The sequence below is a fragment of the Thioalkalivibrio sp. ALMg3 genome (assembly GCF_000381225.1).
Taxonomy (GTDB): Bacteria; Pseudomonadota; Gammaproteobacteria; order Ectothiorhodospirales; family Ectothiorhodospiraceae; genus Thioalkalivibrio; species Thioalkalivibrio versutus.
This window is the reverse complement of the sequence record NZ_KB906219.1, coordinates 284269-309532: the sequence shown is the minus strand read 5'-3', so window position 1 is coordinate 309532 and position 25264 is coordinate 284269. Positions and strand designations below refer to the sequence as shown.

20 protein-coding genes are annotated in these 25264 nt (G+C 67.5%); 7 read left to right on the top strand and 13 right to left on the bottom strand.

Features of this window, described 5'->3' with window-relative positions; all coding sequences use genetic code 11:
• Window positions 1-23 precede the first annotated feature (23 nt).
• From tldD to F622_RS0101470, 8 genes are all read right to left on the bottom strand, one after another.
• Window positions 24-1466, bottom strand: coding sequence for a metalloprotease TldD (tldD, locus tag F622_RS0101505; RefSeq protein ID WP_026305890.1), 1443 nt, complete (start codon window positions 1464-1466; stop codon window positions 24-26).
• Between the two features lie 154 nt (window positions 1467-1620).
• On the bottom strand, window positions 1621-2451 hold the full coding sequence (locus F622_RS0101500) for a carbon-nitrogen hydrolase family protein (RefSeq protein ID WP_018649757.1): 831 nt from the start codon (window positions 2449-2451) through the stop codon (window positions 1621-1623).
• A 64-nt stretch (window positions 2452-2515) separates the two neighbouring features.
• A complete protein-coding gene (locus F622_RS0101495) occupies window positions 2516-6427 on the bottom strand; it encodes a YhdP family protein (RefSeq protein ID WP_038095995.1) in 3912 nt (1303 codons plus the stop codon).
• Between the two features lie 146 nt (window positions 6428-6573).
• Entirely contained in the window at window positions 6574-8115 is a 1542-nt protein-coding gene (locus tag F622_RS0101490; RefSeq protein WP_018143931.1) for an Rne/Rng family ribonuclease, read from the bottom strand.
• A 77-nt stretch (window positions 8116-8192) separates the two neighbouring features.
• Window positions 8193-9302, bottom strand: a complete 1110-nt coding sequence (locus F622_RS0101485) for an AI-2E family transporter (RefSeq protein ID WP_018951100.1) — start codon at window positions 9300-9302, stop codon at window positions 8193-8195.
• The gene (locus F622_RS0101480) at window positions 9299-9787 is read right to left on the bottom strand and encodes a hypothetical protein (protein WP_019571184.1); all 489 of its coding nucleotides are present in this window, start codon (window positions 9785-9787) and stop codon (window positions 9299-9301) included. Before F622_RS0101480 ends, F622_RS0101485 begins: the two co-directional genes overlap by 4 nt.
• Window positions 9784-10530: a type 1 glutamine amidotransferase gene (locus F622_RS0101475; RefSeq protein WP_018143934.1), complete on the bottom strand. Its 747-nt coding sequence runs from the start codon at window positions 10528-10530 to the stop codon at window positions 9784-9786. The genes F622_RS0101480 and F622_RS0101475 overlap by 4 nt, the downstream gene beginning before the upstream one ends.
• Before the next feature lie 6 nt (window positions 10531-10536).
• Window positions 10537-11469 carry a LysR family transcriptional regulator gene (locus tag F622_RS0101470; protein ID WP_018143935.1) on the bottom strand — a complete coding sequence of 311 codons (933 nt, stop codon included), beginning with the start codon at window positions 11467-11469 and terminating at the stop codon, window positions 10537-10539.
• 187 nt (window positions 11470-11656) lie between these two features.
• Between F622_RS0101470 and F622_RS0101465 the strand changes: the two genes are divergently transcribed.
• The 3 genes from F622_RS0101465 to rpmG all read left to right on the top strand — a co-directional run bounded on the left by F622_RS0101465 (window position 11657) and on the right by rpmG (window position 13991).
• Window positions 11657-13402 (top strand): bifunctional diguanylate cyclase/phosphodiesterase, encoded by a 1746-nt coding sequence (locus tag F622_RS0101465; protein ID WP_018176060.1) that lies wholly within the window; start codon window positions 11657-11659, stop codon window positions 13400-13402.
• Between the two features lie 169 nt (window positions 13403-13571).
• Window positions 13572-13808 (top strand): 50S ribosomal protein L28, encoded by a 237-nt coding sequence (rpmB, locus tag F622_RS0101460; protein WP_018143937.1) that lies wholly within the window; start codon window positions 13572-13574, stop codon window positions 13806-13808.
• Window positions 13809-13820: 12 nt separating this feature from the next.
• Window positions 13821-13991, top strand: coding sequence for a 50S ribosomal protein L33 (rpmG, locus tag F622_RS0101455; protein ID WP_017941410.1), 171 nt, complete (start codon window positions 13821-13823; stop codon window positions 13989-13991).
• Between the two features lie 245 nt (window positions 13992-14236).
• Here rpmG and F622_RS0101450 read toward each other — a convergent pair whose 3' ends face one another.
• Window positions 14237-14467 carry a hypothetical protein gene (locus F622_RS0101450; protein ID WP_018143938.1) on the bottom strand — a complete coding sequence of 77 codons (231 nt, stop codon included), beginning with the start codon at window positions 14465-14467 and terminating at the stop codon, window positions 14237-14239.
• Between the two features lie 374 nt (window positions 14468-14841).
• On the opposite strand from F622_RS0101450, the gene F622_RS0101445 reads away from it, so the two are divergent.
• Genes F622_RS0101445 through mutM form a run of 3 tightly spaced genes read left to right on the top strand, consistent with a single transcriptional unit; the run spans window position 14842 to window position 17815 of the window.
• On the top strand, window positions 14842-16056 hold the full coding sequence (locus tag F622_RS0101445) for an EAL and HDOD domain-containing protein (RefSeq protein WP_018168465.1): 1215 nt from the start codon (window positions 14842-14844) through the stop codon (window positions 16054-16056).
• Window positions 16057-17007 carry a hypothetical protein gene (locus F622_RS0101440; RefSeq protein WP_018649754.1) on the top strand — a complete coding sequence of 317 codons (951 nt, stop codon included), beginning with the start codon at window positions 16057-16059 and terminating at the stop codon, window positions 17005-17007. It abuts the gene before it with no gap.
• Complete coding sequence (gene mutM / locus F622_RS0101435) at window positions 17000-17815, top strand: bifunctional DNA-formamidopyrimidine glycosylase/DNA-(apurinic or apyrimidinic site) lyase (protein ID WP_019571183.1); 816 nt, start codon at window positions 17000-17002, stop codon at window positions 17813-17815. Before F622_RS0101440 ends, mutM begins: the two co-directional genes overlap by 8 nt.
• A 150-nt stretch (window positions 17816-17965) precedes the next feature.
• Here mutM and F622_RS0101430 read toward each other — a convergent pair whose 3' ends face one another.
• The 4 genes from F622_RS0101430 to F622_RS0101415 are packed head-to-tail and all read right to left on the bottom strand — an operon-like array spanning window position 17966 to window position 24132.
• Window positions 17966-19582, bottom strand: coding sequence for an ABC transporter ATP-binding protein (locus F622_RS0101430; protein WP_018649752.1), 1617 nt, complete (start codon window positions 19580-19582; stop codon window positions 17966-17968).
• 2 nt (window positions 19583-19584) lie between these two features.
• Window positions 19585-20853 (bottom strand): ABC transporter permease, encoded by a 1269-nt coding sequence (locus tag F622_RS0101425; protein ID WP_018649751.1) that lies wholly within the window; start codon window positions 20851-20853, stop codon window positions 19585-19587.
• Window positions 20846-22225: an ABC transporter permease gene (locus F622_RS0101420; protein ID WP_018143944.1), complete on the bottom strand. Its 1380-nt coding sequence runs from the start codon at window positions 22223-22225 to the stop codon at window positions 20846-20848. The genes F622_RS0101425 and F622_RS0101420 overlap by 8 nt, the downstream gene beginning before the upstream one ends.
• Before the next feature lie 47 nt (window positions 22226-22272).
• Window positions 22273-24132: a peptide-binding protein gene (locus F622_RS0101415; protein ID WP_018176065.1), complete on the bottom strand. Its 1860-nt coding sequence runs from the start codon at window positions 24130-24132 to the stop codon at window positions 22273-22275.
• A gap of 253 nt (window positions 24133-24385) precedes the next feature.
• Here F622_RS0101415 and F622_RS0101410 point away from each other — a divergent pair, with 253 nt between their 5' ends.
• Window positions 24386-25186 (top strand): enoyl-ACP reductase, encoded by an 801-nt coding sequence (locus F622_RS0101410; protein ID WP_018143946.1) that lies wholly within the window; start codon window positions 24386-24388, stop codon window positions 25184-25186.
• Window positions 25187-25264 lie beyond the last annotated feature (78 nt).

Sequence of the window (25264 nt, the reverse complement as noted above, 5' to 3'; positions counted from 1 at the left end):
GGTTGCATCGGGCCCCGCAGCCCTCAGGCTGCCTGGGTACCGCCCACGGTCATGCCGTCAATACGCAGCGTGGGCTGTCCCACGCCGACCGGCACGCCCTGGCCCTCCTTGCCGCAGGTGCCGACGCCGGAATCGAGCTTCATGTCGTTCCCGATCATCGACACCCGGGTCAGGACATCCGGGCCATTGCCGATCAGGGTCGCACCCTTGACCGGGTACGTCACCTTGCCCTTCTCCACCCGGTAGGCCTCCGAGGCGGAGAACACGAACTTGCCGGAGGTGATATCCACCTGCCCGCCACCGAAGTTGACCGCATACAGGCCGTCGTCCACCGAGGCCAGGATCTCTTCCGGATCGGCGTCGCCACCGAGCATGTAGGTATTGGTCATGCGCGGCATCGGCAGCCGGGCGTAGGACTCGCGGCGGCCATTGCCGGTGGACTGCGTACCCATCAGGCGGGCATTCATCTCGTCCTGCATGTAGCCGCGCAGCACGCCATCCTCGATCAGCACGGTCTGCTGAGTCGGATTGCCTTCGTCGTCCACGTTCAACGAGCCGCGGCGGCCCTCCAGGGTGCCGTCGTCGACGATGGTGATGCCCTTGGCCGCCACCTGCTCGCCGATGCGTCCGGAGAAGGCCGAGGTCCCCTTGCGGTTGAAGTCGCCCTCCAACCCATGGCCGATCGCCTCGTGCAACAGGATGCCCGGCCAACCGGGCCCGAGCACCACCTTCATGCTGCCGGCCGGCGCGTCGCGCGCATCGAGATTCACCAGGGCCTGGCGCACCGCCTCGCGGGCATAACCGGCGGCGCGGCCATCCTCGCGGAAGTACTGGTAGCCGTGACGACCGCCGCCTCCGGAGGTGCCGGATTCGCGGCGCCCGCCCTGCTCGACGATCACCTGGACGTTCAGGCGCACCAGCGGGCGCACGTCAGTAGTCATCTCGCCGCGGGCATTCAGTACCAGCACCACCTCGTGCACCCCGGCCAGCGAACACATCACCTGGGTCACGCGGGAATCCTCGGCGCGGGCGACGGCATCCACCTCCTTCAGGAGGTCGATCTTGGCCTGCTCGCCCAGCGAATCGAGCGGATTGTCGGGGGCGTACAGCGCCGGCCGCGAGGACGCGCGCGAGGCAACCGCAATGCGCCCGCTCTGCCCGGCACTGGCAATGCTGCGCGCGGTCTTCGCGGCCTCCAGCATGGCCGGCATCGCGATGTCGTCGGAGTAGGCGAACCCGGTCTGCTCGCCGCGCACCACACGGATGCCAACGCCGCGTTCGATGTTGAAGCTGGCGGATTTCACGATGCCGTCCTCCAGCGACCAGCCCTCCTGGCTGGAGAACTGGAAGTAGCAGTCACCGCCATCGATACCGTGACCGAAGGTGGTGCCCAGAAGGGCGCTCAGCTCGCTTTCGCCAAGGCCGGCGGGGTCGAGCAGGGTCTGTTGCGCAAGGCGGTCGATCATGAAGTCCTCTCGGGTTCCGTAAATCCGCTGTTCCGTGTCCATCATGGGGGAGCAGCTGTCGGCCTTCAGTATGGAGCTTGGGGCACGCCGTTCGCTTTCAAGCGCGCGGCCGTTGCGGGTATATCGCCACCCTGACCCAGGCCAGGGTGCGGGGTCAGGTGGTTTTGGGGCACGGCAGGCGGCGGTGGTCCACTGCCGGGAAGCTGCTCCGGATGCGCGCGGCCTGGGTCGGGTCCAGATTCGCCAGCAGTACCCCGGGGTTGCGCTGCAACTGACCGACCACCCGACCCCAGGGGTCCACCAGCGCGCTATGGCCGTAGGTTTCGCGGCCGTTCACGTGGAAGCCGCCCTGGGCCGCCGAGAGCATGTAGTACTGGTTCTCGATTGCGCGCGCCCGCAGCAACACGTCCCAGTGCGCCTGCCCAGTCTGCGCGGTGAAGGCCGCCGGCAGGGCGACCCATTCCGCATTCTTGTCCAGCAGGGCCCGGAACAGTTCGGGGAAGCGCAGATCGTAGCAAATCGCCAGGCCCATGCGGCCGACCGGCGTATCGACGACCACCACCTGATCGCCCCGATCGAAGACCTTGGACTCGGTATAGGCCTCGGTGCTGTCCGGCAGGCACACGTCGAACAGGTGGATCTTGTCGTAGCGCGCCACCTGCTGCCCGCGGTCGTCGAACACCAGGCAAGCCGAACGCACCCGCTCGGAGTCCGGGGTCTGCAGCGGGATGGTCCCGCCAACAATCCACAACCCCAGGCGCCGGGCCTGCTCCGCGAGAAAGGCCTGCAGCGGGCCCGCGCCATCGGCGACCTCCGCGATCCCGAGGATGTCCGTCTCCTGCATGCCCATGAAGGCAAAGTTCTCCGGCAGGACGGCCAGGCGGGCGCCCTTGTCGGCGGCCTCCTGCAGCAGTCGTTTCGCCTCCAGAAGGTTCGCCTGGGGCTGGGGTCCGGAGGCCATCTGGATGGCCGCTACCTGAGTCATGTCGCTCCGATCATCTGGTTACCGGGGCCGGTTATGGCGCCCGTAACGCCGATCCCTGCCGGCGTTAGTCGTTATCAGTCCCTTCGGCACCTGCGGCCGGTTGCACCAGCACGCGCACCTGCGGGTCGTCCCAGGGGCCCGTCACCGAATATTCGACACGGGCCGCCTCTTCTATCTGATCCCCAATCCCCAGCACGCGTTCCGCAAGCAGCACCACGACCCCGGTCACCGGTCCGCCCACCAGCGCCCCGACAATCGGCAGCGCGGTACGCAGGCTGGGCACGACCACGATCTCGTGATCGTAGTCGCGCGCCACCAGCCCGGTGCGGCCACTCAGGCGCACGCGCGCCGAGGGACCCTCCATGCGCAGAGCCGGCACGTAGAGATCACCATCGCGCAGTGTCGCCTCCGCGGTCAGTTCGCTGAAGGTCAGGCCTTCGGTGAACACGTCGCGGAAATCCAGCCGCAGCCGCCGCGGCAACACGTCCAGGCTCACCAGGCCGAGCAGGCGGCCGGCGCCCGGCTCGACATCCGCCAGACGCCCGTCCTCCAGGGAGAGTTCCATGGAGCCCGCCAGCTGCGCGAGGCGCGGGGCATACAGCGGCCCCGGCCAGGTCAGCGACAGCGAACCGTCACCGCTCCCCCCGACCATCGCACGCGACAACCCCGCCGACTCGAGCGCCCGGCCCCAATCACCGCCGGAGAGGCTCACGTCCAGGCGTGTCTCCGGCAGACCACCGGTGGTCACCCGCCAGGCCCCGACGGCGTCTGCGTGCAGGTCACCTTCCGGGGTCCGCAGCTCCAGGTCCCGGACGACCAGTCCGTTCGGCTGCGGCTCCAGCCCCAGCTCGATGTCCGCGAAACGGTAATCCCCCAGCGCCAGGCTGTCGAGGGTCAAGTCCACGGCCGGCCACACGCGCGGGTCCTCGAAGCCCCCGACTGCGACAGGGTTCACCCCGGGATCGGGGTCCGGCTCGCCGTCCCACTCAAGATCCTCCAGGACCAGGTGGCGCACATGCGCCTCCCAGCGGTCGTGCCCGCCCGCACCCATCGGGCGCCAGCGTGCCTCGCCCGCCAGCCAGTCGGAAGTGGCCTCCAGATCCCAGCCCGCATCCCCGCGTCGACCGAGAAAGCGCACACCGGGAAGGTCCTGCTCGCCCCAGCGGATCCGGTCGCGGATATCCAGTTCCAGGCGGGTCAACGCGACCGCTCCCGCGGTTTCCCCGGCATTCTGGCTGGCCGCGCCCAGATCCACATCGCCGCCCCAGGGGGCCTCGCTCAGGGCCTTGAGCCAAGGGTCGACCGCCAACTCCGGCAGGCGCGCCCGCACCGAGACCCCCGCCCCCGGCAAGGCCAGGGCACTGGCGCGGGGCGCACCGATCTCCAGCGCCATGGCCTGCAACCCGATCCCGCGCGCGGCCGTACGCGGCTCGGCACCCCGTACGGCCGGGTCCTCGGGCGCGGCCGCCGGTGACAGGCGCAGGTGTGCGCGCAGGACCTGCCCCAGCGTCAGGTGGCCGATACCGGCGCCGTCATGCCCGAGCGGCAGTGCCAGCTCCAGCTCGCGGGCCGCCGCCGCGGACTTGCCGATCGGCTCCGGCCAGTCGATCGCGACCCCGACCAGGTCCGAGCGCAACTCCAGACGAACCCCGTCCACCGCCGGCCCCAAGCGCAGCTGGGCATCCCAGTGCGCCGCCCCGTCGAGATAGGGCGCAAGCTCCGGGAAATCCTCCAGCCACGGGGCCAGGGGTTGCGGACCGCGCGCCGTCAACCGCGCCGTCTCGCCATCCAGCGGCCAGTCCGCCCCCAGCGTCACCGTCTCGCCGTGGACCCGCGCGGTGACCCCATCGGCCGTCACGCGATCCCCGGTATCGAACTGGACCCGTCCCTCCACGGCCTCGAGAATGGTCGGCCAGCCCGAGACCTCGGCGCGGATACCCCGCAGGTCCAGCTCACCGGCGACGCGGGTCGCGGCCATTCGGCCCGCCTGCAGCGGGAGGTTCAGGGACAGACCCAGCCGGGTCGGCCCGTCCAGCCGCGCCTGGTCACGGAGTTCGGCCGCCTCCTCCAGCAACTCGGCCTGGCGCAGGTAGGCCAGAAGATCCGCCGCATCGCCCTCTGCCGTGCCTTCCAGTTCGAGGACCGCATGCTCCATGTCCTCGATCCCGATCCGGGTGTCGCGCACCTCGGTGTCCAGAATGCGCCCGCGCGCACCCTCGGCGCGGAAGCTCGCGTTGTGGAACAGGAGCCGGCCACTGAGGTCCTCGGCCCGCGGCCAGCCCTCCTGATAGTCGAGGATGCCCGCCTCGACATCCGCCCAGAGATCAAACACACCCTCGTCGCCGGCGAACGGGAAGTCTTTCCCGCGCCCGCGATAGGCCATGCCGCCGCCGGAGGACGTGCCCGTAACGATGCTGTCCACCAGCCACTGGTAGGTGTTGTCCGGCAGGTGGTAAAGCGGCAGGTAGCGCGCGGTGTGATCACCGTCGGCACGCAGAATGTCCATCGCAATATCGACCCGGGGTCCGGCCGCGTGACCATCCAGCAGTACCCGCAGGCGGCCGCGAACCGCGGCATGGGCATTGGCGGCATTCAGGCCCTCGCCCGCCAGGCGCCAGTGTCCGGCATCATCGCGCTCGGCACGCAGCCGTCCACGCACCGTATCCAGCGGCACCGGATCGGCCAGCACACGCGGCAGGTCGATCTGCAGGTCGCGGCTGTCCAGCAGCAATTCCACACCGCCACGGCGCCATTGCATATACCCCGAGGCACCCTGCACCCCAAGCCCGTGATCCCCCGCGCGCCAGCCAAGGTCGTGCACATCGGCCTCCGCCCAGACAGGCTGCAGACGGCCATCCGCGCGGCGGGCCTCCAGCCGGGCGAAGTCCAGGGTGCCGCGCGGATGCAGGTCCGCGATCCGCTCCGCCAACTCGGGCGCCGCATCCTGAAGCAGCGTGAGCAGCGGCGCGTAAGGTTCCACTTCGAGATCGCGCGCGGCCATTTCCACCGCGTCCACCACCAGCCCCTCCGGCTTGCCCTCCAGGCGGTAGGCAAGGCGCAGATCGCCGGACCCGGGCTGGGTCCCGCTCCAGGACGAGCGGTGGCGATCCTCCTGCACCCGCCAGTCGAAACGATGTCCGATGGCCGGGCCGACCGGTTCCCCGGCCAGATTGAGGGTGGTTTCGTGCTCCCCACGCAGCCAGGCCATGCGCCCCTCGTCGAGCGCGCCCCACAGACGCAGCGCGGCCGTGCCCTCGGGCGCGGGCCAGCCGAGGTAGGCCAGCCACGGCTGCCAGGCGGTCAGGTCGACCGCATCGGCCCGCAGGAAGAAGCGCGCATCACGCAAATCCGCTGCGGGGGCCTTCAGCCCCAATTCGAAGTGCCCGCCCGCGGCCTCGCCATCCAGCACCCCTTCGAGGTGCATCCGCAGCGACCCGTCATGCGCCGTGCGCAGGGCGGCCCGGTCCAGCCACGCATCGGACTCCAGGCCGGCGCTGCGATCGTCCCAGACCAACCGAATGGCCTCGGCCTCGACATCCGGCCACTGCTCCACGGGGAGCGTGAACAAGCGGCCCTCGCCCATGCCAAGCTCGCGACCGTGCAGGGAAAAGCGTCCGTCGGCGTGGCGTACCAGGCGCAGCTCGACGCCCCGAACGTGCACTGTGAAGGATGGATGGCGACTGCGCAGACTGGCCCCGACGCTCAGCGCGACCCCGAGGTGGTCGATGGCGACCGGTTCACCATCCGGCATCGCCACGCGGACATCGCGCGCCACCAGCGCCGGCGACCAGCCGGTCCAACCGAGCTCGATACCTGCGGCCGTGACCTCGCGCTCGAGCTGCTCGCTGGCGGTATCCTCCACCCAGGCGTGCAGACCATCCCAGTGCGGAAGCACCAGGCGCAGCAGCACGATCACGATGACCAGCGCCAGGAAGGCGCCCAGCGCCACCCTCAGGAGTTGTGACAGGCGTCTCATTTCTCCACCGGGAAGCCGCAATCCGACCCGCCCGGCCGACCGGGACCCGTATCCGTGCTGGGTCCGCACTGGCGATTCATCTTCGCGCCTCTTCCTCCCTGACGGAGACGGGGACCGGGTGCCTGTCTACTTAATCTACTTGTAGATCAGACGAAGACCACGTCGAACTGTTCCTGGGTGTACAGCGTCTCCACCTGGAAGCGGATCGGGATGCCGACAAAGCTCTGCAACTCGGCCAGGCTGGCAGATTCCTCGTCCAGCAACAGGTCGATCACGTTCTGCGAGGCCAGCACGCGCAGCTCGCGCGCATCGTACTGACGCACCTCGCGCAGGATCTCGCGGAACAGCTCGTAGCACACCGTCTCGGCCGACTTCAGATAGCCACGCCCGCTGCACACCTGGCAGGGCTCGCACATCTGGTGCTCCAGGCTCTCGCGGGTGCGCTTGCGGGTCATCTCCACCAGGCCCAGCGGCGACACGTCGCAGGTCTGGGTCTTCACATGATCGCGTTCCAGGGCCTTTTCCAGCGCGCGGATCACCTGGCGCTTGTGCTCGTCGTCCTGCATGTCGATGAAATCGATAATGATGATCCCGCCGAGATTGCGCAGGCGCAGCTGGCGACCGATCGCCTGCGCGGCCTCCAGATTGGTCTTGAAGATGGTCTCTTCGAGCTTGCGATGGCCGACGAAACCGCCGGTGTTGATGTCCACCGTGGTCATCGCCTCGGTCTGGTCGAAGATCAGGTAGCCACCGGATTTCAGTTCCACCTTGCGCTCCAGGGCACGGTGGATCTCCTCCTCGACGTTGAACAGGTCGAAGATCGGGCGCTCGCCCGGATAGTGTTCGATCCGGCCGATCAGCTCCGGCAGGTAGCGCTCGACGAAGCCGCAGACCTTCTGATAGGTCTCGCGCGAATCGATGCGGATACGCTCGATATCGCCCCCCACCATGTCGCGCAGGATGCGCTCCACCAGCGGCAGATCGGCGTAGACCTCGGTCCCCGGCGGGGCTCCGACAGCCTGCTCCTGCAGGGTATCCCAGACCTTCTTCAGGAACGCCGTGTCGTTATACATGGCCTCGTGGTCGGCCAGCTCTGCGGCCGTGCGCACGATAAAGCCGTGCTGCGGCGCCAGCTCGTCACGCAACTGCTCGATGGATGCACGCAGCCGTGCGCGCACGCCCTCGTCCTCGATGCGCGTACTCACACCGACATTGGACTGGTTCGGCATCAGCACCAGATTGCGCGACGGCAGGGTGATATAGGTGGTAAGCCGCGCGCCCTTGGAGCCCAGCGGGTCCTTGACTGCCTGCACCAGGACCTCCTGCCCCTCGCGCAGCAGCTCGCGGATACCCTCGCGCACCACCGGGGCCGGCGTGCCAGTGCCATTGCCGCCGGCCACGGGCGCCGCAGGGGCGTCGCTGGCAGACGGGCCGTTGCCATTGAGCTCCTCGCGCTCCACCGGGGCCACGTCGGAGGCATGCAGAAAGGCCGTGCGTTCCAGCCCGATATCGACGAAGGCCGCATCCATGCCCGGCAGTACCCGCACCACCCGGCCCTTGTAGATGTTCCCCACGATCCCGCGGCGGCGGGCGCGCTCCAGGTGCAGTTCGGTCAGGACGCCATTCTCCACCAGGGCCACTCGGCTCTCCTGGGGCGTCACGTTCATCAGGATCTCGGTTCCGGTCATGCGTTCTTCTTGTTCTTGATGTCACGGGCAGACCGCCGAACCCGCACACGGGCGGGCCGGCGATCAGGGATGTCGGGCTACTTGGTGGCGGCTTCGGCCGCGGCGGCCGCCGGCTCTCCAGAGGACTCCGGCGGCGGCCGCTGGGCGCGCGGCCAGGACTTGATCACCGCATGTACCAGCGTCGCCAGCGGGATGGCAAAGAATACCCCCCAAAGCCCCCAGATGCCGCCGAACACGAACACCGCGGCGATGATCGCCACCGGGTGCAGGTTGACGACCTCCGAAAACAGCAGCGGCACCAGCACGTTGCCGTCGATGAACTGGATCACCCCGTAGGCAATCAGTACCCAGGCGAACTCGGAGCTCAGACCGAACTGGAAGTATGCGACCGCCGCCACCGGGATGGTCACCACGGCCGCGCCGATGTACGGAATGATCACCGAGATGCCCACCATGAACGACAACAGCACGGCGTATTCCAGCCCGAACCAGTTGAAGGTAAGGAAGGTGACCGCCCAGACGATCACGATCTCGATGAATTTGCCGCGCACGTAGCTGGCGATCTTCAGATTCACCTCGGTCCAGACCTCGCTGGCCAGGTGGGTGTCCTGGGGCATGAAGCCGCGGATCCAGTTCAGGATCAGATCGCGGTCCTTCAACATGAAGAACACCATCAGCGGGACCACGATCAGGTAGATCACCACGTCCACCAGGTGCCGTGCCGAGGACAGCGAGAACGACACCACGCGTTGCCCCAGCAGGGTCGCCTCGGCGCGAATGGCCCCCATCAGCTCGAACACCTGATCGTCACTGATCAGTTGCGGGTAACGCTCGGGCAACTGCAACAGCAGGTTCTGGCCCTCGGAGATCATCCCCGGCAGCTCGCGCACCAGCTGGGTCACCTGGGCCGACATCAGCGGCACCACGCTGAACAGCGCCGCCACCGTCAGCGCCAGGAAGGCCAACAGCACAAGGGTGACCGCGAGGATGCGCGGGATGTGCAAAAAGACCAGCTTGCGCACCGCCCCCTCCAGCAGGTAGGCAATGATCAGCGAGGCCAGCAGCGGCGCCAGGATACGCCCGGCAAAGACGATGATCAGGAATCCCGCGAGCAGCAGAAACGCCAGGATCACCACCTGCGGGTCGGTGAAATGGCGCTGGTACCACTGGCGCAGGATATCGATCATCGCGAGGGTTCCCCCGACTCCCCTCCGTTATCGGGATTCGCCTGGCGGGCCGGATCCTGGACGACGGCCTTCTCGTAGTGGGCACGAAAGACCCCCTCCAGCTCGTCGATCACCTCCACCGCCGGGCGCCCCTGCATCACGTGCTGCCCCATCAGGGCCGAGGTCTCGTTCAGCAGCTTGGAGCGATCCAGCATGGGATAGGTCGCGGAAAGCCGGCGCATCGCCTTGATGACGGACTCGCTCTCCGGACGCGGGATCGGCTCCGGCTCGGGGACCGGTTCCGGCGCTGGGGCCGGCGACTCCTGCTCCAGAAAACGGGCGAATTTCAGCAGGCTGGCCTGATCCTCGGTCGACAGCCGCGCGGCGATCTCGGCGATCGCCTTGGCCGGGTCCTCCCGGCCCTTCTTGCGCGCACCGCCGAGCACCGACCCGAGATCGCCCCCGGACAGGCCCCCCTCGTTGCCCATGCCCAGGGGTGGGATCATCCCTCGTCCTCGATCTTCAGGCTGAACACCGGCATCTTGCGGCGTTCCTGCATCAGGCCCAGCGTCTTCACCAGGGCCACCAGCACGTCTTCGGTCACCTTCTGCATCTCGCCCCATTCCATGCGCGCCTCGCCCAGGAGCTCGCCCATGTTCGGCGGCGGATTGTGCCGCGCCTCCATGATGATGTCCTCGAGCATCCCGGGCTTCACCTCGGGTCGGAACAGCATGCCATAGGTCAGCTCGTCCGGCCGGATCGCCAGCCAGTCGCCGTCGTCGTCCACCAGGATCGGCTGCACGTCCTCCGGCAGGTCGACGCGGCCGTTGACCAGCTGCAGCACCCGCCGGCCATCCAGGGCCTCGGCCAGTGCGTCGCCTTCCCCGGCCGCGGTCTTGTGCGCGGTCACGAAGCGGGCGCGGTACATCGGGTCCTCGTGCGCCGTGCCACCGGCCTGCTCGGCCACCAGCAGCCCGCCCATACCGACGCCCACCACCGGACGCTTCGAGCGGCGGAAGATATCGATCAGCGACAGCTCGTCCGGGACCTGCGGATTCTCCTCGTGATCCGCCGTCGGCCAGGCGCCGCCCAGCAGCCACAGCCCGTCGAACTGGGCCGCGGAGCCCGGCAGGTCCTGACCCACGAACGGTCGGTAGTAGGAGAAGCCGATGTCGCGCTTCTCCAGCTGCGACTCGATCAGGCCGAGAAACTCGGAATAGGTATGCTGCACCACGCAGTAGTTCTTCATGTCACGTCAATCCTGTTTGAGTTCTGATGCGGGGGCGAGCGGACGCTGACCGGTGCAGTACCCGCGCAGGAACTGCATCAGCACCTCCAGCGTGGGTACGCGGAACTTCTGCCGCGCGTGCACCAGCGAGATCGGCCGTTCCAGCGGCGGCGACAGCGGCAACGCCACCAGCTCGCCAAGGGCCAGCTCCTTCGCCACCACCGCCTCGGACAGCACCGAGACCCCCATGCCGGCCACCACCGCGCCCTTGATCGCCTCCGGGCTGCCCAGTTCCATGCAGCCGCGCAGACTGCTGCGGTCGTATCCGGCGCGCCCAAGGTACTCCATGATGACCTCGCGGGTCCCGGAACCCTCCTCGCGGCATATGAATGGGCGTTCGATGAAGTCGGCGACGGTCACCGTGTCGCGCCGGGCCAGCTCGTGTTCCGGCGGCACGATCAGCCGCAGCTGGTCCACCAGACAGGGCTGGACCTGCAAGCTACGGTGGGTCACCGGGGCCTCGACGATGCCGAGATCGACACTGCCCTCCTCGACCATCACCACGACATTCTCGGTATTGCCCACCCGCAGGCGAATGCCGATATCCGGATGCTCGCGGCGGAATGCACCCAGCAGCGCCGGCAGCATGTATTCCGCCACCGTGGTACTGGCGCCGATCACCAACGCCCCGCCGTCCGCGCCCTTCAACTCGCGTAGCGCGGCCTCCATCTCGCCATAGGTGTCAAAGATGCGTTCGGCATATCGTTGTACCAGCCGTCCGGCATCAGTCAGGGTGACTCGATTGTGGTTGCGGTCGAACAGTCGGGTATCCAGCTGTTCCTCCAACTGGCGCACCTGAAAGGTGACCGCGGGCTGCGTCATATGCAGCACCTCGGCGGCGCGGGTGAAGGACAGCAACCGTGCCACCGTAAGAAAGACCTGCAAACGCCGATCGGCCATGCCGCTCCGCCAAGTAGAAGGTTCCAGACAATCAGGGAAACCCTGGTCGAGGAATGCTACCAAGCCCCCGCGACCGGCAACAGCGACCACTTCTCGCGACGCGGCGATTCCCGACCCTGCACGCAAACCGGCCCACTACGTCGATAACCGTGGCGGCACCCGAATGGCACAAACCGAAGGAACCGGAATGGCGCCGACCCCGTTTTCCACCTGGTCACATGCCCGCTCACAGGGGATCCCCGGAGGCTGGCGACTCGCCGGGGCCGCTGCCGTCCCGCTCCTGATGGCGCTGGTCGCGCTGATCGTATACGAGACCGGCGGCACCTCCACTGCCTACCTCAACTTCATCCTCATCCCGGTGCTGCTGGGGGCCGCCCTGTTCGGGCTGTGGGGCGGGCTGGCCTTCGGGCTGCTGGCGGGGTTGCTCCTGGGTCCGTTCATGCCCCTGGATACCGCCACCGGGGCGGCTCAACCCGCATTGAACTGGCTCACGCGCACCGGCATCTACATCGTCCTCGGGGGATTCTCCGGCTGGCTGTTCGACACCCTGCGCCGCCACTCGGAACGGCTTCTGGAACAGGCCTACAACAACCCCGTGACCGGCCTGCCCAATCGCGAGTCGCTCGAGCAGTATGCCCGGCAACTGATGACCCAGGCCGACGCCCCGCACGCCGCGGCCACCCGCGTGTTCGTCATCAGCCTGCAGATGGACAACTACCCGGACAGCATTGGCGCCCTGGGCTTCGCCGCCGAGCGCCCCCTGCTGCGGTCCATTGCCGAGCGCCTGCAGGCAGTGGCCGAGCCCGCCGGGGCGTCCGTGTTCCACATCCACGACGATCACTTCGCCCTGATCCTGCCCCACCGCAGCCGCAAAGAGACACTCGCCGTCACACGCGCCGCAATCGAATGCCTGCAAACACCTTTCGAGGTCTTCGAGATCCCGGTCTACCTCGGGGCCCACGCGGGCGTCTCCTCCTTCCCCTTTCACGAACAGGATGAACCCTCCCGACTGCTGACCAAGGCCTGGATGGCGATGCACGAGGCCAGTCACTCGGGGCGCCGCTATCGCAGCTACAACCGCCGCAGCAACGAGCACAGCCTGTACACCGTGGAACTCCTGGGCGAGTTGCAAAGCGCACTGGACGACGGCCAGCTAAGCCTGCACTACCAGCCGAAGGTCAATCTCGCGAGCGATCAGGTGATGGGCCTGGAGGCCCTGCTACGCTGGAAACACCCGGTTCGCGGCCGCATCGCTCCCGACCAGTTCATCCCGCCGGCCGAGCGCACCGGACTGATCCACAGCCTCACCGACCGGGTCCTTGATCTCGCACTGGCCGACATCGCCCGCCTGCGCGTCGAAGGCCTGGACATGCCGGTCAGCGTGAACATCTCGGCGCGCAACTTCCTCGACCCCGGATTTGCCGATCGCCTGCTGGAGAAGGTTCGCGTCTCGGGGCTTCCACCCTGCGCCCTGGAACTCGAGTTCACCGAGACCGCCCTGATGGCGGACCCGGACGAGGTGATCCGGGCCCTGCGTCGCCTGACCGAGTCCGGACTGGAACTCGCCATCGACGACTTCGGCACCGGCTATTCGTCGCTGGCATACCTCAAACGTATGCCGGTGACGACTCTCAAGATCGATCAGGCCTTTGTACGGCAAATGCTGGAGCACCCGGTCGACGAGCAGATTACCCGCGCCAGCATCAGCCTGGCCCGGGATCTGGGCCTCAAGGTGGTCGCCGAGGGGGCCGAGGACGCGGCCACCCTGGCGCGGCTGCGCGACTACGGATGCAACGCGGCTCAGGGCTACGGCATCGCCCGCCCGATGCCGCTGGAGGAGATTATCGCCTGGGCCCACGACCGAGGCCTCGTTCCCGGCCTGTGCCCGGAGACCGATGAGCGAGCGGCCCTCAAGCGAGCAAACAACCGCTAACCGGATCGTTCACGTTCACACTCGAACCGATTGGCCTTTCGGGACGCGGCGTCCTGCTCCAAAGCCGCCGCGAATGTTCCCGAATTGATCAGCGCCTCCCTTGCACCCGCCCCGGGGCTACGCTATAGTCCGCCGTCTTTCTGGTAGACCCAAATTCCGGAGTCCCCCGATGGCCCGAGTATGTCAGGTGACCGGCAAACGCCCGGCGACCGGTAACAACGTTTCTCACGCTCACCGCAAGACGCGGCGGCGCTTCCTGCCCAATCTGCATTTCCACCGTTTCTGGGTGGAGAGCGAGAACCGCTTCGTACGCCTGCGCCTTAGCTGCAAGGGCATGCGAATTATCGACAAGCGCGGCATCGACGCGGTCCTGGCGGACTGCCGTGCCCGCGGTGAAAAGGTCTAAGGAGGCTTCACGATGGCTGCCAAGTCCGCACGCGACAAGATCCGCCTGGTGTCCTCCGCCGGCACCGGGCACTTCTACACCACGTCCAAGAACAAGCGGAACATGCCCGAGAAGATGGAGATCAAGAAGTTTGATCCCGTCGTCCGCAAACACGTGATGTACAAAGAAGCCAAGATCAAGTAATCGCGCCCATCGGCTCGATTGCCTGACAACAGGCGAAAAAAGGCCCGGCCCGCCAACGCGGTTCCGGGCCTTTTTTGTGTTGGCGCGCGCGGTCCGTACCGGAAAACGCATTCGCGTTAACGCACCGTTTCCCACTTGCCACTCGGCTCATGGGGCTCGGCCACGCCTCGCTCAACGCGCCCGGTCGGCGCTCGAGATCATCTCGAGCGCGTCTGCATCCAGCCATATCCCCCGTTGACGCGGGCTCAGACCGGATCCGGCTGCCCGCCATCCCCTGGCGTCGCGGCCCCCTCGGCGGCGGTTTCTGCCCAGCGCGTCATCACGCGGCCCCAGCGGTGAGCCGTCGCCGGGTCCAGTTCGATCTTGGTATAACGCCCGCCATCGCGGATAATAACCCGCAGCAGCGGGACCCCCGAGTCGTGCAGGATCTGGCGCAACTCCACGACTTCTCCAAATGGCGCATCAATCGAATCCATGGTGCTTATGTCCCTCCCGAGCCGGCCTGCCGCACGCAGTCGTGGCCGCCCATCCGTTTTTGACCAAGGGAAACACTGATTAATGTACACGCTCGCGTTGGTACCCCAGGTTTTCCGAGACCCGGCGCGTCGTGCAGCGGGGAGTGACTCCACCCGCAAGCGGCGCAACGCAGGATCGGGGAACCTGGCGCGCCAACCCCGCAAGTTATTGAACGCCGAGGCTCGCACGCCCGTTGTTGACGAAAACGGGCGTGCGCACGGCGTTGCGGCTCCCTTGTGCAGAGTGACCGCACGGCAGTCGCCGCGTCTTGTTCGCACACCAAAGCGACTCGAGCGCGAGCGTGTACATTAATCAGTGTTTCCCTAGCGCAAGCATGCAACCAATTTTTGTCGGCCGGCAACCCATCTTTGACGATCAGGAGAATCTGGTCGGCTTCGAGCTCCTGTTTCGCGCTGGGCACCTGGATGCCGCTTCGGTCACCGACGGCGACCTGGCCACCTCCGATCTCCTGCGCAGCGCCTTCATCGACATCGGTCTCCAACACCTGGTCGGCGAACACCTGGCCTTCGTCAATCTCACCCGCGGCTTTCTCGAACACGAGGTCATCACCAGCCTGCCACCGGAACAGGTAGTGCTGGAGATCCTCGAGGATATCGAGATCGACGCCGAGGTCATCGCCGCGGTACGCCGACTGAAGGGCCGGGGCTTTCGCATCGCACTGGATGACTACCAGTTTCAGGAGAGCCATTCCGAGCTGGTCGAACTGGCGGATCTGGTCAAGCTCGATGTGCTCGCCCTGGGCGGCCAGCGCCTGGAACAGGAAGTCACCACCCTGGGCGCCTTCGACGTGGAACTGCTGGCCGAGAAGGTCGAAACGGCCGAGGCCTATGCTCGCTGCCAGGCCCTTGGCTTCAGCCTGTTCCAGGGCTTTCACCTGTCCTTCCCCCACGTGATCGAGGGGCAGCGCCTGGAGAGCCTGGAAGTGGCCCTGCTGCGCCTCCTGCGGGCGCTACAGGCGCCGGATCCGACGCCGGCCGAGCTGGAGGAACTGATCGCCGCCGAGCCCGGGCTCGCGATCCAGCTGCTGCGCATCGCCAACAGCCCGGCCTATCGCGGCTCTCGCCCGACCGATTCGCTCTACAACGCGATCCTGCGCCTGGGCCAGGGGCGCATCAAACGCCTGGCGATGCTGATGGTACTGCGTGGTACCGGCAATCCCACCCACGGGCTCGAGCAGGTCATGATCCGTGCCCGTATGGGCATGCTGATGGCGCGCGCCCTGGGCCTGCACCCCGAGGAGTGCGAACGCTACTTCACCCTCGGCATGCTCTCCGGGATGGATCGCGTGCTGGGGGTACCGCTGCGACACATCCTGGGCGAACTCCACCTGTCCACCGAAATGGAACAGGCCCTGATGGAAGGCGCAGGACCGCTGGCACCGCTGCTGGCGACCATCGCCGCCTTCGAAGGCCCGACACCCCCGCTGGACAACACGAATGCCCCGGTCCCGGCGCCGGTCTCCAGCCGCCTTTACCTGGAGGCCGTACGCTGGACCGAAGATTTGCTCGCCTCGCTGGCGGAGAACTAGATGCCCCCCCTTACCCTGCGCAGCCAGCTCATGCCGGAAGCCGCCGCCGGCCCCGAAACGGGAATGCACATCCGGCTGCGCGAACCCGCCGGGATCGACAGCGGGCCCGGCCACCTGGAGATCCGCCCGGGCCTGCGCCCCCTGGCGCCGGATCACTATGTCGAGTACTGGACCGCCAGCGGCACGCCAACGCCGATCCACGAGGGGCCCGTCCGCCTGCTGGAGCACAAGGACGTCCTCTTCGCGACCTGGAGCGGACCGGATAACGGCCTCCGGGAGCAGACCGAACACGCCTACCGCGCACTGCTGGCCGCCTGCCGAGCGCGCGGCTTCGAGCATTTGGCACGCGTATGGAACTACTTTGGCGACATCCATGCCGAGGAGGACGGGCTGGAACGCTATCAGGCCTTCTGCATGGGCCGCGCCACCGCGCTTGAGACCCTGGAGATCCCGCTGGCCAGCATGCCCGCCGCCACGGCCATCGGGAGCGACCAGCGCCAGCTGGTCATCTACCTGATCGCCACTCGCACCCCGGCCGAGTCCCTGGAGAACCCGCGTCAGGTCAGCGCCTATCATTACCCGGCGCGCTACAGCCCGAAGAGCCCGACCTTCGCCCGCGCGACCCGCCTGGAAACCGCGGACGGCCCACTCATCCTGCTCTCCGGCACCGCCAGCATCGTCGGCCACGAGAGCCGTCACCCCGACGACGTCGTCGCCCAGACACGCGAGACCCTGGCCAACTTGCGGTCCCTGCATGACACCGCCGGCCACGAACTGCCACGCCCGGCCTGGCTGCGCGTCTACCTGCGACATCCGGAAGACCGGCCCAAGGTCGCCGCGGTCCTCGCCGAGCACTACCACGACGCCCATCCGGGGCCGATCGTCCAGTGGGTCCGCGGCGACGTCTGCCGGCGCGAGCTGCTGCTGGAAATCGAGGGCGTGCATGCCTGAACTGCCCGAGGTCGAGACCACCCGGCGCGGGCTCGCCCCCCTGCTGGCCGGGCGCCGCATCACGGCCTTCGAGGTCCGCGAGCCGCGCCTGCGCTGGCCGGTGCCGCCGGAGCTGGTGCAGCAACTGGCCGGCGCCCGGGTCCGCAGCCTGACCCGGCGCGCCAAGTACCTGTTGCTGGAGACCGATCGTACGGGCCTCCTGCTGCATCTCGGGATGTCCGGGAGCCTGCGCCACTGCACGCCCGAGACGCCGCTGCGCCGGCACGATCACCTGACCCTGCACCTGGACAACGGCTACCAGGTTCGCCTGCACGACCCGCGCCGCTTCGGCTGTTGCCTGCCGCTCCCCGAGGGCGGCTTATCCCACACCTTGCTGGCCAACCTCGGCCCGGAGCCCCTGGACCCCGAATTTAACGGCGACTATCTGTCCCGCCGCAGCCGCGGCCGCCGGGGCCCGGTCAAAGCCTTCATCATGGACCAGGCCATCGTAGTGGGAGTAGGCAACATTTACGCCACCGAGGCCCTGTTCCTCGCCGGCGTTCGGCCCGGGCGCGCGGCCGGACGCGTCACGCGCGCCGAATACGAGCGCCTGGCAAGCCACATCAAGGCGGTGCTGGCGGCGGCCATTGAACAGGGCGGGACCACCCTGCGCGACTTCCTGCACGAGGACGGCACCCACGGCTACTTCCGCCAGTCGCTGCGCGTCTACGGCCGCGCCGGCGAGCCTTGCCCGGTCTGCGCCGAGGTATTGCGCACGCGCCGCATCGGCCAGCGCGCCAGTAGCTACTGCCCCGCCTGCCAGAAGTAGATCGACCCCACACGGGTCAGCAGAGCGGAAAGGCCGTTGTTCACCGCACAGGGCACGGAACACACGCAGAGAACACCAGGAAAGGATTCGCTACGGTAAGCGACCCGCAACCGCCAGACGGCGGCCATGCACCGCACAGCGCGGGCGGGCTTACAGATAACGCGAGACGCGCGGCACGGCATCCAGCAGGTGGCGGGTGTAGTCGGCCTGCGGATTGGCCAGCACCTCGGCGGTAGCGCCGATCTCCTCCATGCGCCCGTCGTGCATCACCAGCATGCGGTCGGAGAAGTACTCGACCACGCCCATGTCGTGGGTGATGAAGATCATCGCCAGACGTCGCTCCGCGCGTAGCCGGCCCAGGATCTGCAGCACCTCTGCCTGGACGGATACGTCCAGCGCGCTGGTCACCTCGTCGCAGATGATTACGTCCGGGTCCAGCACCAGGGCCCGCGCGATCGCGATACGCTGGCGCTGACCACCGGAGAACTCGTGCGGATAGCGCCACAGGGTGTCCTCCGGCAACGCCACCTGATCCAGCACCTTCCCGGCCAGGGCGATTCGCTCGTCCTGATTGGCGCCGATGCCATGCACCGCCATCGGCTCGGTCAGCAGCGTCAGCACGTTCAGGCGCGGGTTCAGCGACGAGGCCGGGTCCTGGAACACCACCTGCAGGTGCCGCCGCAGCCGGCGCAACGGCTTGCGTGCCATGTGGGTCAACGACTCGCCCCGGTAGCGGATCTCGCCACCGGTCGGCTCGATCAGGCGCAGGATCGCGCGGCCCAGGGTGGTCTTGCCACAGCCGGACTCCCCCACCACGGCCAGCACCTCGCCATTCTCCAGCTCGAAACTGACGTCATCCACCGCCCGCACCACATCCACCTGGCGACGCATTAGGCCCTTCAGCACCGGGAAGTGCACCTGCAGGCCGGACACCTGCAACAGCGCTTCGCGCCCCGCGCCCGGCACCGGCGGCAGCGGTGGCAGGTTCTCCGGCAGCGCCTGGATCAGCTTGCGGGTGTAGGCGTCCTGCGGAGCGCGCAACAGCGGCAGGCACTCCCCCTGCTCCACCAGGCGCCCCTGGCGCATCACCGCCACGCGATCAGCCACCGAGGCCACCACGCCGAAGTCGTGGGTGATCAGCAGGACCGCCATGCCGTTCTTCTCGCGCAGGTGGTCGATCAGCTTCAGGATCTCGGCCTGAATGGTTACGTCCAGCGCGGTGGTCGGCTCGTCCGCGATCAGCAGATCCGGTTCGGCGACCAGGGCCATGGCAATCATCACCCGCTGGCGCTGGCCGCCGGAGAGCTTGTGCGGGTACTCGTCGCGGCGCTGTTCGGGGTTCGGCAACTGCACCTCGCTCAAGACCTCGAGGGTGCGCGCCGCGCGCTGCTCCGGACTCATCTGCGGGCGATGCAGGCGCAGCACCTCCTCGATCTGATCGCCCACCTTCAGCACCGGGTTCAGGGAGGTCATCGGCTCCTGGAAGATCATGCCGACGCGGTCGCCGCGCACATGCTGCATCACCGCGCTGGGAAGCCCCAGCAACTCCTGGCGGCCTTCGCGTCCGGCCAGCCAGGCCTCGCCCGAGGGCCTTTCGAAGCCCGCATCCAGCAGACGCATGATGGCCAGCGCCGTGATCGACTTGCCGGAGCCCGACTCCCCGACCAGGGCAAACAGCTCGCCCTCGCGGATGGCGAAGCTCACATCCTCCACCAGCGCCGCCTCGCCGTCGCGGTGGCGAATCTGCAGATTGCGCACCTCCAGCATGGTCAACGCACCCCGCCACTGGTGGCGCTGGTGGCACCGGCCGCCGGGCGTGCACCATCATCGCGATTGGCGGTGCGCGCCGCGGAGCGGGCATGCGGGTCCACTGCGTCACGCAGGGCCTCGCCGATGAGGTTGTAGGCGAACACGGTCAGGAAGATCGCGCCCCCGGGGAAGGCCGCCATCCACCAGTTGAAGGTGGAGCTCTGCACCGCCTGGTTCAGCATCTGGCCCCAGGAGGGGTCATCCACCAGTCCGAGGCCGAGGAACGACAGGGTCGCCTCGGCGAGGATCGCGGAGGCGACGCCAAAACTGGCCGCGACCAGGATCGGGGCGATGCCGTTCGGCAGCATGTGCCGGAACAGGATGGACGGCAGCGACAGCCCCGAGGCGATGGCCCCCTGCACGAAGTCCTGCTGGCGCAGGCGCAGGAACTCGGCACGCACATAACGGGCGTAGCCGGACCATGAGGTCAGGCCGATGATCAGCATCATCAGGTACAGCGAACGGCCGAAGAAGGCGACGAAGGTCAACAGCAGGAACAGCGTCGGGATGGCCTCGAAGATCTCCACCAGGCGCATCCCGATCATGTCCACGATCCCCGAGAAATAGCCCATCAGCCCACCCAGGATCACCCCGATCCCCAGCGCAATCCCGGTCGCGATGAAGCCTATGGACAGCGCGATGCGCGTGGCGTGGATCATGCGCGAGAGCACGTCGGCGCCGGTATCGTCCGTACCGAACCAGTGCACCCGATCCGGGGACTCGCGCGGGGCCTCCAGCCCGGTATCGGCGTAATCGCGCAGGTAGTCGCGCGGCGAGTACGGGATCGGCGCACGGATTACCCGCTGATACTCGCCCATCACCTCGGCCTCGCGGTACTGCTCGTGAATCACCAGCGACGGCGGCGACACCGTCTGCCAGGCCACCACGCCCAGCACCGCGCCCAGCACCGCCCAGAGACCGAAGCGCCGCCACGGCCGCCCAGGCAGACGCCAGAAGATCAGAGCCAGCACCAGCAAACCAAACAGGGTGACGTCCGCCGCCGTCAGGTAGCGCAGAAACGGCAGCGCCCACGTGCCGTCGGCGGTCTGCACCAGCAGCGGGTGGGAATTCGCCAGCACTGGCGCAAGGACCGCGACCAGGGTCAGCAGCGCGATCCAGCCAATCCCGAGGCGGGCACCCCAGCGCAGCAGGATCTCGCCCACCACGCGCCGGGCCCAGGAACGGCTGCGGCGATCCGCCTGCTGCGCGTTGTGCGCGGTCTCAGTCATAGCTCACCCGCGGATCGACGATGGCGTAGGCCAGATCCGCCAGCAGATAGCCCACCAGGGTCAGCACGCCCGAGATCAGGGTAATCGACAGCACCAGCTCGCGGTCGCGCGTCTGCACGGCCTCCACCGCCAGCTTGCCCATGCCATCAATGGAGAAGATCGCCTCCACGATCACCGAGCCGGCCAGCAGCGAGGGCAGCAGCGTGGCCGACACGGTGATCAGGGGCAGCAGGGAATTGCGGAACACGTGACGCCACAGCACGTCGTGCTCGGCCACCCCCTTGGCGCGCGCCGTACGCGCGTAATCCGAGGTCAGGTTCTCCAGCACCGCCGAACGCGAAAGCTTGGCCAGGAATGCCAGCCCGCCGTAGGACAGGCACAGCACTGGCAACACCAGGTGCCAGGCCCGGTCCAGCAGGAAGCCCGGCACCATATGGCCCGGCGCCAGGCCCAGCGCCAGCGCCAGCCCGGCACCCAGCCCCAGGGTGCCCAGATAAAACCCGCGCAGGACGCCCCAATCACTGTGCGCCATCATCCAGCCCACTCCGCCCCCGAGAAGCACGGCCACTGCGGTACTGACCATCCCGGCCGGTGCCAGATCGCGGAACATCAGCCAGCCGCAGACGGCCCCGAGTGCTGCCCCGACCCCGCCGCGGATACGGGCGGGCAGGTAGCGCGCAAGGTAGATCCCCAGCGCCACCCCCAGAAACGGCAGTATCAGCAACAACGGCAACGCCCAGACCACCTCCACCGTGGGCAGGAAAGTCATGTCCAGCGCCGCGCGCTGGCTGAGCCCCCCGGTGGGGAACCACTGCCAGAACTGGTCGGAGGCAAAGAAGCCGATCAGCAACACGCCGGCCAGCATGGTCGGCACCGACCACAGGGCCAGCAGCACGACGCCAGACTGCGAATCGAAGGCCTGGCCATGCTGGGTGGCCGCGCGCACCCCCACCGCAACCGCGACGATGTAGATCAGCGGGATGGAGAGCACGTTCAGCAGCAACGTGATCGGCAAGCGTTCGGCCACCAGATCGATCACCGGCCGGCCATAGCGGAAACTGGTGCCCAGATTGGGGACCTTGAAGTGTGGCCAGCCGGTGAGCGAGCCGTCCGCGTCCTGGGCAAATCCGATCGGCGAGATGTTGTTCAGCCAGCGCCCGAACTGCACCGGGGCCGGCTGATCCAGCCCGTAGAGCTGGTTGTAGTAGTCCTCCATCGCCTTCTGTGCCTGGGGCTCCAGGCCCTGGCCTTCGACCAGCGTCAGGGCGCTGATCCCACCGGGTGCGGCCGCCATCACCGCAAACACGACCACGGTGATCCCGAACAGGGTCGGCACCATCAGCAGCATGCGGCGCAGGATGTAGGTCAGCATCGCGTGCGGCGCTCCCCTGCCGCTTCAGCTTCCATGGGCATCGCCGGCTACTGCCCGTACCGTTGCGATTCGAACGGGACGTAGATCTCCAGCGGCACCGCCCCCAGGTTGAGCCCCAGCGCGGTCTGCTCCAGGTTCTGGATGCGTCGGTCGATGAAGGCCAGGGTCTGGCGCCGCATCAGGAAGGTATACGGCTGGTCCTCGTGCAGGATGCGCTCGGCCTCGCGCCAAAGCTCCATGCGCGCGGGCTCGTCCACCTCGCCACGCGCCGCCTCGATCACCGCATCCAGCTCGGGATTCTGGTAGTGGATGAAGTTGTCGCCACCGGAAACCACCTGACTGGAGTGGAACATCTGGTAGATATCCACCTCCACACCGCTGGTCCAGCCCAGGGTGATGGCATCGAAATCCTGGCGGGTGAGTTGTTCCAGCATCACCGACCACTCGGTCGGCGACGGGCGCATCTCGATCCCGGCCCGCGCAAAGAGGTCGCGCAGGAACAGCGCGATGCGGCGGGTGTCCTCGTTGTCCTGGAAATACGACAACTCGAAGGAGAACGGCTCGCCGTCCTCGTTGACCAGAACGCCATCGCGATTGCGTTCGCGGAAGCCGGCCTCGGCCAGCAGCTCCAGGGCGCGCTCGACATCATAGGGGATCGGATCGAGATCCGGATTGTGCTGATCGCTGCGCGGTGAAAACGGGGAGATCGCGCGCTCCGCATACCCCAGCATGACCTCCTCGATCAGCCGGTCAACGTCGGTCAGGTAGCTCATCGCCTGGCGCACCCGCGGATCGGCGAAACGCGTCGGCTCGCCATCGCGCTGCTGGTTCCAGGCAATGTACGAATAGCCGGCCGTGGGGCTCATGTACTCGTGGGTATCCGCGCGCTCGCGCAGGGCCTCGTCGTCGCGCAACCGGGCATACTCGCGCGGGCGCGCCCCGTAGACGTCGATATCCCGATTGCGGAAGGTGGTCAGACGCGCACTGTCATTCTGAATGACCCGCCACACCAAACGATCCAGCGGCGGCTCCACCGGCCCCCAGTAACGCGGGTTGCGCTCCAGTTCGATACGGCCGGCATCCGGGGTCCAGCCGGTCGGATCCTCCATGCGGTAGGGTCCGGACCCCAGCAGGATGCCGCGCGACTCGTTGAAGGTCTCCGGATCCTCCAGGTAGCGCCCATAGAAGTGTTCCGGCAGGACATCCAGGCCACCCGCCACCCGCATGGCGTCGAAGTATGGCTCCTCGAACACGAACCGCACCGTGCGCTCGTCGACGGCCTCGACCGCCTCGATCTTCTCCAGGAAGGCCCTCGCCCTCGGCACCGCGATGGCGTCGGTCATCAGGAAATCGAAGGTGAAGCGGATATCCTCGGCCGTCAGCGGCTCCCCATCGGAGAACTGCAGCCCCGGGCGCAGGCGGAAGGTCAGCTCGGTACCGGTATCGTCGAACTCCCAGGATTCGGCCAGCAACCCCTGCCACTCCAGCGTCTCCGGGTCGCGCACCACCAGCGACTCCAGCACGTAGTTCTGCACCTCGGAGGCATAGGCATCGGAGGAGACATACGGCGTGATGGTCGCCAGGCCCGTGCCAAAGGCCTGCACCAGCCAGTCACCCTCGGCGTAGTCCTCCTGCTCGGCCGCCCGCGCCGCTCGCCGGAACGCCGAGGGGACATCGTCCGCCCGCGCGGCACGCTCGCCATCCATCCCGGCGAAGCGCCCGGAGGCAAGGTCGGATTCCAGGCCCTGCAGGCTGCGCCGCAATGCACGGAGATCCCGGGCCTGCTCGGTCATGGTGCTCTGCATGGAGGCCATGCGTTGCCACTGGCGGTCGATCTGGACCATCACCAGCAACAGCAGGATACCCAGCACGATCAGGGTCACGATCCAACCAAAATGACGACTCACAAGGCCTCCGGGTTGCTGCGGTGGCAGTCCGGCAGGCCCGATTCCGGGGCGCCGGGTGGGCGGCCCTGAAGACCGCAAGTGTTCGCACTATAGCAAGCCGCTCCCTCCGGCTCATCGGGTGCTGGCCGCACTTGCGGCACATCGGTATGATCCCGAAGACAGTCGCGTCCGTCCCCGGTTCCGCTCGCGGTCGGGCGCCGTCGAGACGACCCGCCCGGGTGCGTCGGCACGGATCAGAATCAAGGAGTTTTACATGGGTTTTCTCAAGGGCAAACGCGCACTGATCGTCGGCGTGGCCAGCAACCGTTCCATCGCCTACGGCATTGCCGCGGCCATGCATCGCGAGGGCGCCGAACTCGCCTTCACCTACCAGAACGAACGCCTGCGCGATCGCGTCGAGAAGCTGGTTGCGGATTTCGATTCCGACATCCTCGTGCCCTGTAACGTCGAGGACGATCGCGAGATCGAACAGGTCTTCGAGCACCTGGACAATTACTGGGACGGCGTCGACATCCTGGTGCACTCGGTCGCTTTCGCGCCCAAGGAGCAGCTGGAGGGGGACTTCCTCGACAACATGACCCGCGACGGCTTCCGCATCGCGCACGATGTCAGCTCGTACAGCCTGGCCGCGCTGGCCAAGGCCGGGCGCGGCATGATGAAGGACCGCGACGCCTCCATCCTCACCCTCAGCTATCTGGGTGCCGAGCGCTCGATGCCCAACTACAACGTGATGGGCCTGGCCAAGGCGAGCCTGGAGGCCAATGTGCGTTACCTGGCCTACACCCTGGGGCCGGAAAGCACCCGGGTGAACGCGATCTCCGCGGGTCCGATCCGCACCCTGGCGGCCTCCGGCATCGGCGACTTCAAGCGCATCCTGGATCACGTCCAGGCCAACGCGCCGCTGCGCCGTAACGTCACCACGGATCAGGTCGGCAACGCCGGCGCCTTCCTCTGCTCCGACCTTGCCTCCGGGATCACCGGCGAAGTGATGTACGTCGACTCCGGCTACAACACGGTCGGCCTGGGCGCCGCCGAGATCGGCCTCGAAACATAAGGCGACCCTGCGGTACCCGGGCGATCCCGGGTACCAGAAAAAAGCCCGGCACCGCGCAAGCGGGCCGGGCTTTTTCGT